This window comes from Sphingomicrobium clamense, assembly GCF_019264355.1.
GTDB lineage: Bacteria > Pseudomonadota > Alphaproteobacteria > Sphingomonadales > Sphingomonadaceae > Sphingomicrobium > Sphingomicrobium clamense.
Window position 1 is genome coordinate 231248 of sequence record NZ_JAHVAH010000001.1, and the last position, 13792, is coordinate 245039.

Annotated in this window: 17 protein-coding genes; 5 read left to right on the forward strand and 12 right to left on the reverse strand. The window is 65.8% G+C overall.

Annotated elements, in window-relative coordinates; genetic code table 11:
- Positions 1-17: 17 nt before the first annotated feature.
- A complete protein-coding gene (locus tag KTQ36_RS01090; RefSeq protein WP_218631937.1) occupies positions 18-1097 on the forward strand; it encodes an alkene reductase in 1080 nt (359 codons plus the stop codon).
- Positions 1094-1711 (forward strand): SOUL family heme-binding protein, encoded by a 618-nt coding sequence (locus tag KTQ36_RS01095; protein ID WP_218631938.1) that lies wholly within the window; start codon positions 1094-1096, stop codon positions 1709-1711. The genes KTQ36_RS01090 and KTQ36_RS01095 overlap by 4 nt, the downstream gene beginning before the upstream one ends.
- On the opposite strand, the gene ribH is transcribed toward KTQ36_RS01095, so the two are convergent.
- The 10 genes from ribH to KTQ36_RS01145 all read right to left on the reverse strand — a co-directional run bounded on the left by ribH (position 1708) and on the right by KTQ36_RS01145 (position 10162).
- Positions 1708-2130: a 6,7-dimethyl-8-ribityllumazine synthase gene (gene ribH / locus KTQ36_RS01100; protein ID WP_218631939.1), complete on the reverse strand. Its 423-nt coding sequence runs from the start codon at positions 2128-2130 to the stop codon at positions 1708-1710. The genes KTQ36_RS01095 and ribH overlap by 4 nt on opposite strands.
- 2 nt (positions 2131-2132) lie before the next feature.
- A complete protein-coding gene (gene ribB / locus KTQ36_RS01105; protein WP_218631940.1) occupies positions 2133-3416 on the reverse strand; it encodes a 3,4-dihydroxy-2-butanone-4-phosphate synthase in 1284 nt (427 codons plus the stop codon).
- A gap of 65 nt (positions 3417-3481) precedes the next feature.
- Positions 3482-4072 carry a riboflavin synthase gene (locus KTQ36_RS01110; protein WP_218633762.1) on the reverse strand — a complete coding sequence of 197 codons (591 nt, stop codon included), beginning with the start codon at positions 4070-4072 and terminating at the stop codon, positions 3482-3484.
- Between the two features lie 4 nt (positions 4073-4076).
- Positions 4077-5054 (reverse strand): bifunctional diaminohydroxyphosphoribosylaminopyrimidine deaminase/5-amino-6-(5-phosphoribosylamino)uracil reductase RibD, encoded by a 978-nt coding sequence (ribD, locus tag KTQ36_RS01115; RefSeq protein ID WP_345777646.1) that lies wholly within the window; start codon positions 5052-5054, stop codon positions 4077-4079.
- The gene (locus KTQ36_RS01120) at positions 5054-5383 is read right to left on the reverse strand and encodes a hypothetical protein (RefSeq protein WP_218631941.1); all 330 of its coding nucleotides are present in this window, start codon (positions 5381-5383) and stop codon (positions 5054-5056) included. Before KTQ36_RS01120 ends, ribD begins: the two co-directional genes overlap by 1 nt.
- A 73-nt stretch (positions 5384-5456) precedes the next feature.
- Positions 5457-6113, reverse strand: coding sequence for an energy transducer TonB (locus KTQ36_RS01125; RefSeq protein ID WP_218631942.1), 657 nt, complete (start codon positions 6111-6113; stop codon positions 5457-5459).
- A 71-nt stretch (positions 6114-6184) separates the two neighbouring features.
- On the reverse strand, positions 6185-7486 hold the full coding sequence (locus KTQ36_RS01130) for a glutamate--tRNA ligase (protein ID WP_218631943.1): 1302 nt from the start codon (positions 7484-7486) through the stop codon (positions 6185-6187).
- Between the two features lie 24 nt (positions 7487-7510).
- On the reverse strand, positions 7511-8008 hold the full coding sequence (locus tag KTQ36_RS01135) for a hypothetical protein (RefSeq protein ID WP_218631944.1): 498 nt from the start codon (positions 8006-8008) through the stop codon (positions 7511-7513).
- A 1-nt stretch (position 8009) separates the two neighbouring features.
- Positions 8010-8462: an META domain-containing protein gene (locus KTQ36_RS01140; protein WP_218631945.1), complete on the reverse strand. Its 453-nt coding sequence runs from the start codon at positions 8460-8462 to the stop codon at positions 8010-8012.
- Between the two features lie 62 nt (positions 8463-8524).
- Positions 8525-10162 (reverse strand): NAD+ synthase, encoded by a 1638-nt coding sequence (locus KTQ36_RS01145; protein ID WP_218631946.1) that lies wholly within the window; start codon positions 10160-10162, stop codon positions 8525-8527.
- A 103-nt stretch (positions 10163-10265) separates the two neighbouring features.
- Here KTQ36_RS01145 and KTQ36_RS01150 point away from each other — a divergent pair, with 103 nt between their 5' ends.
- The 3 genes from KTQ36_RS01150 to rplT all read left to right on the forward strand — a co-directional run bounded on the left by KTQ36_RS01150 (position 10266) and on the right by rplT (position 11936).
- Positions 10266-11198 (forward strand): ribose-phosphate pyrophosphokinase, encoded by a 933-nt coding sequence (locus KTQ36_RS01150; RefSeq protein ID WP_218631947.1) that lies wholly within the window; start codon positions 10266-10268, stop codon positions 11196-11198.
- A 165-nt stretch (positions 11199-11363) separates the two neighbouring features.
- Positions 11364-11567, forward strand: a complete 204-nt coding sequence (gene rpmI, locus KTQ36_RS01155) for a 50S ribosomal protein L35 (RefSeq protein WP_218631948.1) — start codon at positions 11364-11366, stop codon at positions 11565-11567.
- Between the two features lie 12 nt (positions 11568-11579).
- Complete coding sequence (gene rplT, locus KTQ36_RS01160) at positions 11580-11936, forward strand: 50S ribosomal protein L20 (protein ID WP_218631949.1); 357 nt, start codon at positions 11580-11582, stop codon at positions 11934-11936.
- A gap of 63 nt (positions 11937-11999) precedes the next feature.
- Here the strand turns inward: rplT and aceB are convergent, their stop codons facing one another.
- Together aceB and KTQ36_RS01170 are read right to left on the reverse strand one after the other, a co-directional pair.
- Positions 12000-13571 (reverse strand): malate synthase A, encoded by a 1572-nt coding sequence (gene aceB / locus KTQ36_RS01165; RefSeq protein WP_218631950.1) that lies wholly within the window; start codon positions 13569-13571, stop codon positions 12000-12002.
- Positions 13568-13780: a DUF4170 domain-containing protein gene (locus KTQ36_RS01170; protein ID WP_218631951.1), complete on the reverse strand. Its 213-nt coding sequence runs from the start codon at positions 13778-13780 to the stop codon at positions 13568-13570. Before KTQ36_RS01170 ends, aceB begins: the two co-directional genes overlap by 4 nt.
- Positions 13781-13792: the final 12 nt, after the last annotated feature.

Here is a 13792-nt window from a genome sequence, read left to right on the forward strand (position 1 = left end):
TTGGAAAGGAGACTGCATTGCCCTCATTGTTCGATCCCGTCGCCATCGGTGACATCGACTGCCCCAACCGTATCGTCATGGCACCGCTCACGCGTGGCCGCGCCGACAAGGATGGCGTCCATTCCGACCTCGCGGTCGAATATTATCGCCAGCGCGCCTCGGCCGGGCTGATCATTACCGAAGCCACCGGTATCTCGCGCGAGGGGCTCGGCTGGCCGTACGCGCCCGGCCTATGGAGCGAAGCGCAGGTCGAGGGGTGGAAGCCGGTTACCGAGGCGGTGCACGAGGCGGGCGGCAGGATCGTCGCGCAGCTGTGGCACATGGGACGACTGGTCCATCCCGACCTTGGCGGCGGCCAACCCGTCTCGGCCTCCGCAACCGCGGGCCCGCACCGTCTACACACCTACGAGGGCAAGAAGGATCCGGTCGAGGCACGCGCGCTCTCGGTCGACGAGATTGCGCGCGTCGTCGAGGACTATGCCCACGCCGCGCGCAACGCGATGGCGGCCGGGTTCGACGGCGTGCAGATCCACGGCGCCAATGGCTATCTGATCGACCAGTTCCTGCGCGCCAACGAGCGCGACGACGAGTATGGCGGCGACATCGAAGGCCGCGTCCGCTTCCTGCGCGACGTCTGTGATGGCGTGGTTTCGGCCGTCGGGGGCGGACGCACCGGCATCCGCCTTTCACCCATCGGCGAGGTCAATGGCTGCGACTTTCCCGAGCCCGAGAAGCTCTTCGTTGCCGCCGCCAGAGCGCTCGAAGAGGTCGGCGTCAGCTGGCTCGAAATGCGCGAGCCGGGCGACAGCAGCAGCTTCGTCGAAGCCGAGCACGAGCGCGTCAGCCCGGCCATGCGCAAGGTCTTTTCGGGCGCGATGGGGCTCAATAGCGACCTCGGTGCCGACAGCGGGCAGGCCTTGCTCGACCAGGGCATTTGCGACTTCATCGCCTTTGGCCGGCCCTTCATCTCCAACCCCGACCTCGTCCGCCGCTTCCGTGAGGACGCGCCGCTCAACGATTGGGACGTGAAGAGCTTTTATAGTCGGGGCGCCGAAGGCTATATCGACTATCCGACCCTCGAAGAGGTGGAAGCATGACCGAGAAATCAGGCCGCGACTGGAAGAAATGGGTGATCGGCGGCGGGCTTGTCGCCGGGATCGCGCTGGTCGGCGGCGCGCGTTTCCTGATGCGCGAGAAGAACACGCCCGAGCCCGATTATGCCGACGTCATGGAGGAAGGCGACTTTGCCGTCCGCGACTATGGTAGCCTGTGGATCGCCGAGACCATCGCCGTCGGCGACCGACGCACCGCGATCAAGTCGGGCTTCAAGATGCTCGCCGACTATATCTTCGCGCGCAGCCATGACGGCGACGAGGTGCCGATGACGGTGCCCGTGCTCCAGCAGCTGTCGGGCAACGAGACCTGGACCATCGGCTTCGTCATGCCCCCCGACTGGGCGCGCGCCGAACTGCCCGACCCGCCGATCGGGGTGAAACTCGACCATGCCGCCGCACGCCGCGTCGCCATCGTCCGTTTCGACGGCAAGCCCGAAGAGGTTGATTTCGCGGAGCAGGAAAAGCGTCTCGCCGGGTGGGTCGAGGCCCAAGGACTCACGCCGATCGGCAGCGCGCCGCTCTACGCCTTCTACAACTCGCCCGCCATGCCGGGTCCGCTGCGCCGCAACGAGATCTGGCTCGAAGTCGAGCGCTAGGCCGCGAATTTTTCCTTGAGTGCGAGCAGGGCAAGCGCGGCCTTGGCCGCTTCGCCGCCCTTGTCCTTTTTCGCCGGATTGGCGCGAACCTCGGCCTGATCGCGATTCTCGACGGTCAGGATGCCGTTGCCGATCGCCAGCCCGTCCATGGTGAGTGCGAGCAGCCCGCGCGCGCTTTCGCCCGCCACGATTTCGAAATGATAGGTCTCGCCGCGAATGACCACGCCGACCGCGACATAGGCGTCGTAGCGCCCGGTCTCCGCCGCCATCGCCACGGTCGCGGGCAGCTCGAGCGCGCCCGGAACGGTCACCGTTTCATGGCTGTGCCCCGCTTCCTCGATCGCGGCGCGCACGCCGTCGAGCAGCTGGTCGTTGAGGTCATCGTAGAACCGCGCTTCGGCAATAAGGACATGCGCCATGGTCAGCCTTCCATCTCGATCTTGCGCTCTTCGACGATGGCCAGCCCGTAACCGTCGAGCGCGACCGGCGAGTGGCGGGTGTTGGACAGGAGGATCATGTCGTGAATGCCCAGCGCGGCGAGGATCTGCGCACCGACGCCATAGCTGCGTAGCGCTTCAGGATTGCCCGGCGCCTTGCCCGAGCGCAGGTCGGTCGAGCGGCTGAGCGAACCCGGGTCGGCGGCATGGAGCGCCACCACGACGCCCGCGCCTTCCTTTTCGATCATCCGCATCGCGCCCTGCAGCTGCCCGGTCTTGGGACCCTGCTCGCCCAGCACGTCGGCGAACAGGTCGAGGCTGTGCATGCGCACCAGCGTCGGCTCGTCGCCATCGATGTCGCCATGGACCAGCGCCATTTGCTCGGCGCCCGTCGCCTTGTCGCGGAAAACGCGCGCGTGCCACGCGGCGCCCGTCGACGACTGGAAACGCGTCTCCGACACCTCGACCACCATGTGATCCTTCTTCAGCCGATAGGCAATGAGGTCGCGGATGGTGCCGATCTTGAGGTTATGGGTCGCGGCAAAATCGATCAGGTCGTCGAGCCGCGCCATCGTCCCGTCCTCGCGCATGATTTCGCAAATCACGCCCGACGGGTTGAGCCCCGCCAGCCGCGAGACGTCGACCGCGGCTTCGGTATGCCCGGCGCGCACCAGCACCCCACCCGGATTGGCGGTGAGCGGAAAGACGTGGCCCGGCGTCACGATATCGTCGGGCCCCTTGGTGCCGTCGATCGCGACCGAAATGGTGCGCGCGCGGTCGGCGGCGCTGATACCGGTCGTCACGCCTTCCTTCGCCTCGATCGAGACGGTGAAGGCGGTCTGCATGCTCTCGCGATTCACGCTCGCCATCGGCGGGAGGCCGAGCTGGTCGACCCGTTCCTTGGTCAGCGACAGGCAGATCAGCCCGCGCCCATGCCGCGCCATGAAGTTGATCGCGTCGGGGGTCGCCATCTGTGCTGGGATGATCAGGTCGCCCTCATTCTCGCGATCGTCATCGTCGACCAGGATATACATGCGCCCGTTGCGCGCTTCGTCGATGATCGCCTCCGCGCCGACCAGCACGTCGCTCTTGCCGCCCGAGAGGAATTTCTCGAGCCGGCCGAGCGTGTCGGCGGTCGGGTTCCAGTCGTCGGCGCCGATCTTGCGCAGCGAGTTGGGATGGAGGCCGGCAGCGCGTGCCAGCCCGGCGCGGCTCATTTCGCCAGACGAGACGAGCGCGGTGACTTTCTCGATGAGGGCAATGGACATGGCGAGGCCGCTATCACACCACAATGTGATTCGGAAGAGCTAGATTGGGAATTTTCCCAAAATGATCACATCCGGCTGTCCATCATGCGCTTGAGGTAGCGCGCAAGAATGTCGATTTCGATATTGAGCTGTCGTCCGGCTGTCATCCCGGCAAAGGTCGTATGGTCTGCCGTGTGCGGGATGATGTTGACCGAGAAGTTTGCGCCCTCGACCTCGTTGACCGTTAGCGAGACCCCATCGAGCGTGATCGACCCCTTCGCTGCAAAATAAGGACTAAGCGCTGCCGGGGCCGCGATCGTCACGCGCATCGAATCGCCGTCCTCGACGACTTTGGTCACCTCGCCGACGCCGTCGACATGGCCCGTGACGATATGGCCGCCCAGCTCGTCGCCGACCTTGAGCGCGCGTTCGAGATTGAGCTTCGCGCCCTCGTCCCACAGGCCCTTTGCGGTCTTCGAGACCGTTTCGGCCGACAGATCGACCGCGAACCAGTCGTCGCCCTTGTCGACCACGGTCAGGCAGGCGCCCGAGCAGGCGATCGACGCGCCGAGATCGACGCTGTCCATGTCATAGCCGCAGCCGATGGTCAGCCGAAGGTCGCCCCGCTGCTCGGCGCTGCGCACGGTCCCGATGTCGGTGATGATGCCGGTGAAGATAGGCCTACTCCTCTCGCACCCGCTCGTAGACTTCGAGCCGGTCGATGCCAAGAACCCTGGGCGTCCCCGCGCGCCACCGTCCATGCGCATCGGCGATCTGGTCGAGCCCGATATAGCCGACGCTCGACTTTCCCTCGCCGATCAGGATCGGGGCGCGATAGATCAGGATGCGATCGACCAGGTCGGCCTTGAGAAACGCGGTCGCCGCGCCCGACCCGCCCTCGACCATCAGGTCGTTGACGTTTTCGAGGTCGTGAATCGCTTCCGGCGACGACAGGATTTCCCAACCCTCCTCGCCATTGCCGCCGGTCAGCACCGCGCGGCGGGGACTGCGATCCTCGAGCCCGGGCAAGCGCACGTCGAGCGATGGCGTGTCGGCAACCAGCGTCCCGCGCCCGACAAGGATCATGTCGGCCTGGCTTCGCACGACATGGACGTGCGCGCGCGCATCCTCGCCCGTAATCCATTTCGATTCGCCCGACGGCAGCGCGATCTTGCCGTCGATCGACAGCGCCAGCTTGAGCGTCACGAAAGGGCGGCCATGCCGGATCCGCATCAAAAAGCCTTCGAGGCTCGCCTCCGCATCCTCGGCCCCGACGCCCTCGACAACTTCGACCCCTGCCTCGCGCAGCATGGCGAGCCCCTTGCCCGCGGTGCGCGTGTCGGGGTCGACGATCGCGGCGACGACTTTGCGGATGCCCGCTTCGGGGATGATCGTCGCGCAGGTCGGGCCGCGCTCGCTTTCGTGCGCGCAGGGTTCGAGCGTGGTGTAGAGCGTCGCGCCCTTGACGTTCTCGCGAGCCTGCCCGAGCGCCACCGCCTCCGCATGCGGTCGCCCGCCGGGCGCGGTCGCACCCTCGCCGACAACCTCGCCATCCTTGACGATCACGCAGCCGACATTGGGGTTGGGCGCGGTCGTCCCGCGTGCAGCGCTCCCCAGCGCGATCGCTCGATCCATGAAGGCCTGGTCAGCCGCGCTCATCAAAGCCCGATACTATTGTTGAAGTCTTCGAGTTCCTGGAACTGCCGACGCCGCTCTTCAAGCGCGCGATCCTTCTCCGCCTGGTCGATCTGCTGCTGCGCGATGATCTCTTCATCCGAGCGATTCTCGGGCCAGCTCTCGACATAGGTAATCGTGGGCGGCGGCGCGGTGTTGTACTTTGAATCGACGAAGAACAGGATTACGATCACGATGGTCGTCAGGATCGCCAGGAACAGGCCGATCGTCTTTTCCGGACTGCGCTGGCGCAGGAAGGCCAGCAGGTCCTTGAAGGCAGCCTTGGGGCTGTGCAGCGGGGGCATGAACGACATGGTTTCAACGTCCTAGCCGCGATGGTCCCGCGCGCCAAGCGGTGAGCGCACCACCGCCTGGCGCACGAGAGGGTCAGTCGTCGAGCTTGAACTCGAGCGACACGACCGTGGTGTCGGCAATCGCATCCCCGCCGAGCGTCGCGGGCTCGTAGCGCCAGTGGCGCAGGATGTGGCGTTCGGCGGACGACAGGAAGGCGCTGTCGAAGCTTCCCAGCGGGGTCACCTTGGTCACGCGCCCGACCGCGTCGATGTCGAGCCGGAGGCGCAGCACCGCTTCCTCGCCCAGCCGGCGCTTGGACGCGGGATATTCGGGCTTGAGCCGATGGGGCGGCGTCTTGAGCCTCCCTTCGGTGCGGACCGGGGCGGGTGTGCCCAAATTGGGCAGGTCGACAACCGTCCCGACCTCGGCCGGCGGCGCGATGTCGATGAAAGTGTCGGTCGCGATGGTCGGCCCGTCGATCGGCAGCGGGACCAGCGCGATGGGCGGGGTCGGCAGCGCCTGTGTCGTCGGCTGCTGCACGCTCGACTGCGGCGGCACCGGATCGGGTGGCGGCGGCGGTTCGGACTGCGGGACGAAACGAACTTCGGGATTGTCGGGCAGGACCGTCGTCACGAATTGCGGGTTGGCCGCCATCAACGCGGCAAGGCCGGCGACATGGATCCCGATGACGATGGTGAGGACCGAGGGCGATTTTCTGGCGCTCTCGCGGGGCGGGGCATAGGCAAGCATACTGATTCTCCCTTCCGAGAATCATGATACACTATATCATTGTTGCCCCAAGCTGAACGCGTCGGTTGCGATTAGCCACCGAGCCGTTCGAGCGCCCGCTTCTTTCCGATCAGCGGCAGAAGTGCAGCCATCTCGGGCCCCGAGCTGCGCCCGGTCAACGCGAGGCGGAGCGGCATGAAGAGCGACTTGCCTTTGCGCCCCGTCTCGTCCTTGAGCGCCGAGGTCAGCGCCTTCCATACGCCATCGTCCCACTCGAGCCCGTCGGCGACATCTGCCGCCTGCTTTAGGAAGTCGCGATCCTCATCGGCGATTGCAGGCGGATCGATCGTGCCGTGCAAGATCGGCACCCACTCCTTGGCTTCACCGAGATGCGCGAGATTGCCGCGCAGCGCATTCCATTCGCGCTCGGCGATCCGCGCGGGCAGGCGGTCGGCGACGGCATCGAAGTCCATCGCGTGGAGCAGCTTGGCATTGAGCGTCTCGACCTCGTCCCAGTCGAAGCGCGCCGGCGCGCGGCCGAAATGCGCGAAGTCGAGACCTTCGGCCAACGTGTCGAGGTCCGCCACCGGTTCGACCGGCTGCGACGTCCCGATCCGCGCGAGCAGCGAAAGCAGCGCCATCGGTTCGAGCCCGCGCTCTTCCATCGTGCCGACACCCGTCGAGCCCAGCCGCTTGGACAATTTGCCTTCCGCCGCCACCAGCAGCGCCTCGTGCGCCAGCTGCGGCCGATCCGCGCCAAGCGCGTCGAACATCTGCAACTGCACCGCGCTGTTGGTGACATGATCCTCACCGCGCACGATATGCGTGACGCCCGTGTCGATATCGTCGACCACGCTCGGCAGCATGTAGAGCCAGCTGCCATCCTCGCGCCGCACGACCGGATCACTGATCAACTTGGGATCGAATTTCTGCGGCCCGCGGACCAGGTCATCCCATTCGATCACCGCGTCATGCGACAGCTTGAACCGCCAGTGCGGCTTGCGACCCTCTGGAATCCCCGCGTCAGGGTCCTTGCGCTCGTAGACCGGCGGCAATCCACGCCCCAGCAAGACCTTGCGGCGCAGCTCCAACTCTTCGGGCGTTTCGTAGCAGGCATAAATCCGCCCCGCCTCGCGCAGCTTGTCGAACGCCGCCTCGTAGGCGTCGAAGCGATCCGACTGGCGCATCGTCTCGTCGGGCGCCAGGCCGAGCCATTCGAGATCGGCCTCGATGAGATCGGCATATTCCTGTGTCGAGCGCGCCGCATCGGTATCGTCGAGCCGCAGGAGAAACGTCCCGCCCTCTTTCTTCGCGAAAAGATAATTGTGCAGCGCCGTGCGGATATTGCCGACGTGCAGCCGCCCGGTGGGCGAGGGAGCGAAACGCGTTTTCATGGATCGCGCCCTAGCGCGGCGCGCCTATTGCGTGAAGAGGGTCAGGCTCCCGCCCGGCCCGTCGAGCACCAGCGCCCCGTCGGGCAGCCGGTAGGCGGTGTCGGCCTCGACGAGCGCCGACTGAACGGCACGCTCGACCTCGCTGAGCGGTCGCAGGCAGCTGGGCGGGGGATAGTTTTCTAACCGATCGGGGTCTCGCTCGACATCGGGTTTGGGAGGCACGCGCAGCAAGGTCCTGCTTAGGGCGTAGAAGCGCCATATCACCACGCAATCCGACCGGAACACGATCCACTCGTCGCTGATCGAGGCCGTGACGGCGCGATCGAGATCGACCACCTCGCCGTTGATCCCGGCAAGTCGCCATTCGCCCTCGATCGAGACAGGCGCCCGCGCCCCGATCGGGAGGGCCTCGAGCCCTTCCGAAGCGGCGTCTGCGCGCTCTTCTTCTACTGCAGGAGGCGGGCTTTCCGCCTGGGGCGAACAGGCGGCGATCGCCAATGAGAGGACCGCCGCCCGCTTCACCTCAGCCCGCTTTTTCGAGCGTCATCGAGCCGCCCGGTCCCGACATCGAGATCTGGTTCTCGCCCGCGCTCATCACGATATTGGCGTCGCGGACGATTTTGGCGATCGAATATTCCCAAGTTGTGCGGTCGCCCGCGCAGCCCGACTTGTCGCCCGAACCCTCGCCCGTTTCGATGATGTTGCCGTTGACCGTGTAAGGCCAGCTCATGTTCGCGCAGCTCGAGCGCACAGCGAACCGGTCGCCCGTCGCGGTGATGGTCATGTTGACCGTCGCGGGAATGGACTCCGCCGCGAACCCGACGAGATTCCAGCTTCCCTCCAGCTCGATATCTTCCATCGCCGGACGCTCGGTCACGGTCTCTTCTTCCTCGACCGGAGCCTCTTCGACCGGCGCGGCCTCCTCGCCGCACGAGGCCAGTGCGAACACGCCCGCGATCAGTACCAGTTTCTTCATGGTCGTCATTCCTCCCCAATGATGCATGCGAACTTTGCCCAGCACGCCGCGCCTGTCCAGCGTCAGCTGCCCGAGCGATAGAAGTTGGTGATCGGATAGCGTCGGTCGCGACCGAAATTGCGGCGACCGATCTTGACCCCTGGCGGGGCCTGGCGGCGCTTATATTCGGCGATCAGCAGCTTGCGCTCGATCTCGCGCACCGTCTCCACATCGACCCCCGTGATCCGCGCCGCCTCGCCCACCGATACTTCGTCCTCGACCAGCGCCTCGAGCATCCGATCGAGCTTGGCATAAGGCGGCAGGCTGTCCTCGTCCTTCTGGTCGGGGCGCAGCTCCGCGCTCGGCGGTTTCTCGATGATCCGCACCGGCATCACCGGCCCGTCGGGCCCCAGCGCACGGCGCGGCTTTTTGGCGTTTCGCCAGCGCGACAACTCGAACACCGTCGTCTTGTAGGCGTCCTTCAGCGGATTATAGCCACCCGACATGTCACCGTAGAGCGTCGCATAGCCCACGCTCATCTCGCTCTTGTTGCCGGTCGTCACCAGCATATGACCGTGTTCGTTCGACAGCGCCATCAGCGTGACCATGCGTAGCCGAGACTGGATATTCTCCGCCGCCAGCCCGTCGACGCCATCGAGCATCTCGTGCATCGCCTCGACGCCGGGCTTGATCGGGATGATGTCGTATTTGACGCCCAGCATTTCGGCGCAGGCCTTGGCGTCCTCGAGACTGTCCGAGCTGGTGTAATCGGACGGCATCATCACGCACCACACCTTGTCCGCGCCCAGCGCATCGACCGCGACCGCCGCGGTCAGCGCGCTGTCGATCCCGCCCGACAGGCCGATGATCACGCCGGGGAAGCGATTGCGGGTCACGTAATCGCCCAGCCCCACCATCATCGCGTGATAGACGTCTTCGGGATAGGGATCGAGCGGCTCGATGCTTTCGGTCGTGCACGCCCAGCCGTCGTCGCCCTTTGCCCATTCGGTAATCGTCAGCGCCTCGTCCCACTCGCGCATCTGCACGACGATCTTGCCGCCGCGATTGACCACGAAGCTCGACCCGTCGAACGCCAGCTCGTCCTGCCCGCCGACACGGTTGAGATAGGCGAGCGGCAGGCCGGTTTCGGTCACCCGCTCCATCGCCAGCGCTTGCCGGATTTCGTCCTTGTTGAGCTCGTAGGGGCTGCCGTTGGGGACCAACAATATCTCGGCACCCGCCGCCTTCAGGTACTGGCACACCGGCTCGAGCCAGATGTCCTCGCAGATCGGCACGCCCAGCTTCACTCCGCGCCATTCGATCGGCTCGGGCAGCGGTCCCGGGCGGAACACGCGCAGTTCGTCGAACGTGCCGTAATTGGGAAGCTCGTGCTTGAATCGGCGCGCAAGAACCTTGCCGTTCTCGGCCAGCAGCACCGTGTTGTAGGCAGCGCCCGCGCGGCCGTGGATCGAGCCGAACAGGATGGCCGGCCCGTCATCCGCCGTCGCGTCCGCCAGCCGCTCGCTCGCCTCCATCGCCGCCGCGACGAAGCCCGGCTTGAGCACCAAGTCCTCGGGCGGATAGCCGGTGATCTGCAGCTCGGGAAACATGACGAGGTCCGCGCCCGCGTCCGCCGCCTTCGCGCGCCACTCGAGCATCGCCTCCACGTTCCCCGCAATGTCGCCGACCCGCTGGTCGATCTGGGCAAGTGCGATTTTCATCGCTCCCCCGCTAGCCCATGTCGTGACACCGTCACAAGCGGTTGCGGTTCGACGCGCCGCCCCCTAAAGATTCGCCAACGCGCGAACAGGGGACTTTGCACTCATGAAACTGCTGGCCGGCAATTCGAACGAGCCGCTTGCAAAAGCGATCGCCGACTATCTTGAAATTCCCCTTACCGAAGCCAGCGTGAAGCGCTTCGCGGACGAGGAAATCTTCGTCGAAGTGCTCGAAAACGTGCGCGGGCAGGACATGTTCGTGGTCCAGTCGACCAGCTATCCGGCCAACGACAACATGATGGAATTGCTCATCATGATCGACGCGTTGCGCCGCGCCTCGGCCAAGCGCATCACCGCAGTGCTTCCCTATTTCGGCTATGCCCGCCAGGACCGTAAGCCCGGGCCCCGCACGCCGATCTCGGCCAAGCTGGTCGCCAACCTCATCACCACCGCGGGCGCCGACCGCGTGCTGACGATGGATCTCCACGCCGGGCAGATCCAGGGCTTCTTCGACATTCCGACCGACAACCTCTGGGCAGCCCCCGTGATGGCCGCCGACATCATGGCGCGCTACGGTGACAAGAAGCTCATGATCGTCTCGCCCGACGTCGGCGGGGTGGTCCGTGCGCGCAGCCTCGCCAAGCGGCTCGACAACGCGCCGCTGGCCATCGTCGACAAGCGCCGCGAGCGCGCGGGCGAAAGCGAAGTGATGAACATCATCGGCGACGTCGAAGGGCACACCTGCATCCTCGTCGACGATATCGTCGATTCGGGCGGGACGCTGTGCAACGCCGCCGCCGCGATGCGCGAACAGGGCGCCACCGAAGTCATGGCCTATTGCTCGCACGGCGTCCTGTCGGGCGCGGCGGAGGACCGGATCAACAAGTCGGAGTTGACCGAGGTGGTCGTCACCGATTCGATCCACCACGAGGGCATGGGCACCGACGGCAAGATCCGCAAACTCACCATCGCCCCGCTCTTCGGCGAGGCGATCAGCCGCATCGCCGACGAGAGCAGCGTGTCGAGCCTGTTCGACTAGGGACGCTATTCCCTTCACAAGGCTTGCAGAATCGGTGGGCGCCCTCTATGTGCGCCCCCGATCTTCCAAATCATTGGAAATCCGACCGGTCCGGCCATGAAGGCTGCCGTGGCAGGTTGAAATCGTCGTCCCGCGCGTGAGCAAGGGGCAACATAGGAGACGAAAATGCCGAAACTGAAGACCAAGAGCGGCGTCAAGAAACGCTTCAAGATGACCGCTACCGGCAAGATCAAGGCCGGCGTCGCTGGTAAGCGCCACCGCCTGATCTCGCACAACGCCAAGTACATCCGCTCCAACCGTGGCACCAAGGTGCTCGCGGACTGCGACGCCAAGACGGTGAAGCAGTGGGCGCCCTACGGCCTCAAGTAAGGAGACGGACAGATGGCACGAGTTAAACGCGGCGTCACCACGCGCGCCAAGCACAAGCGGCTGCTGAAATCGGCGAAGGGCTATTATGGCCGTCGCAAGAACACCATCCGCATCGCGCGCCAGGCGGTCGAAAAGGCCGGCCAGTACGCCTATCGCGACCGCAAGGTCAAAAAGCGGAACTTCCGCGCTCTGTGGATCCAGCGCATCAACGCTGCGGTTCGCGCCGAAGGCATGACCTACGGCACCTTCATGCACGCGCTGAAGGTTGGCGGCATGGATCTCGACCGCAAGGTCCTGGCCGACATCGCCATGCACGAGCCGGAAGCGTTCAAGGGTATCGTCGAGCAGGCCAAGAAGGCCGTCGCCTAAGCCCACCGCGACTAGCGAACATGAAGGGCGCCGGGAGATAATCCCGGCGCCCTTTTTGTACGCCTACGCCACCAACATTCGGTAGGCCGGGAGGGTCAGGAACTCGGCGGGCTCGCGCGCGGTCGCCAGCTCGTAGACCAGCGCTCCCGCCGCCGCGATATGCGCCCCGTCGCCCAGCGCCAGCATCTCTTCCTGGAACCAGTGTTCGAACAGGTCGCGGGTCAGCCGCCGTTCGTCGTCAATCTCGGCTTCGAAGCGTAGCCACTGCCACAGCTGCGTGCGGCAGATTTCCGCCGTCGCCGCGTCTTCCATGAGGTTGTAGAGCGGCACCGCCCCCGCCCCGCCGAGCCACGCCGCGACATATTGCACGGCGACGCGAATATTCTCGCGCACGCCCGCCTCGGTCCGCGGCCCCTCGTGCAGCTCGAGCAGCGCCTCGCGACCTGGCACTGTGTCGGGCATCACGTCCATCTGGTTGGAGCCCTCGACCTTTTCGAAGGTCTCGAACGCGGTCGCGACCAGCCCTGGATGCGCGACCCAGCTGCCGTCATGCCCGATCGCGACCTCGCGCTCCTTGTCGGCACGCACCTTGGCGAAGGCGGCCGCGTTCGCCTGCTCGTCGCCCTTGACCGGGATGAAGGCGCTCATGCCCCCCATCGCGAAGGCCCCGCGCCGATGACAGGTCGCCACCAGCCGCTCGGCATAGGCAGCGAGAAAGGCGCGATCCATCGTCATCGCCCCGCGATCGGGGGTCAGCCGGTCGGCGCTGCGCCCCAGCCGCTTGATGTACGAGAAGATATAGTCCCAGCGCCCGCAATTGAGCCCGACGATATTCTCCTTCAGCGCGTGAAGAATTTCGTCCATCTGGAACGCCGCATCGATCGTCTCGATCAGCACCGTGACCTTGATGGTCCCGCGCTGCAGCTGCAGCCGCTCCTCGACGAGCGCCAGCACGTCGCTCCACAGCGCAGCCTCCTCCATCGTCTCCAGCTTGGGGAGGTAGAGATAGGGCCCGGCGCCCCGCGCCAGCGCCGCATGCGCGTTGTGGATCAGGTAGAGCGCGGCATCGAAGAAGGCCCCCGCCACCGGCGCGCCCTCGACCGTTACATGCGCCTCGAACAGATGCAGCCCGCGCACCCGCGCGATCAGCACGGCCGGGTCGGGCGCTACGCGATAGGCCTTGCCCGTGCGCGGATCGTCATAGGCCAGTGTGCCGCGCCAATAATCCTTGAGATTGCGCTGCCCCGCGACGAGTTCGTCGAACCCCGGCGCGGTCGCATCCTCGAAGTCCGCCATGAACACCCGCGCGCCCGAGTTGAGCGCGTTGATGACCATCTTCGCGTTGGTCGGCCCGGTAATCTCGACCTTGCGGTCCTGGAGCGCGGGCGGGATTGCACCCACCGTCCAGTCGCTTTTCCGAATGTCGCGCGTGTCGGCGCGAAAGTCGGGGAGTTCGCCCGCATCGTATCGCGCCTGCCGCTCCGCCCGCGCCGCGATCAGCGCCTTGCGCCGCTCGTCGAACCGCGCATGCAGCTCCGCCACCAGGTCGAGCGCCTCGTGCGTCAGCACATGGTCAGCCCGCTCGACAGTCGATGCCGCCGCAATCGCGCGCGGCCGTTCCAGCACCGCGCTCATCGCGGCAGCACCGTCGTGCCGGTGGCGATCGCATAGCGCGTCGTCGCACTGCGGCAGCCATTGTCGTTGAAGGTCAGCCGGGTCCATTCCTTCTTCGCCTTCGCCGCGTCGGCAAAGGGTCCCGCCACGCGCGCGGTCTCGGGGATCATGGTCGTGAAGTCGGCGTCGGCATAGTCGCCCCCGACCACCCAATAGAGCTGTTGGTTCATCGCTGGTCTCCT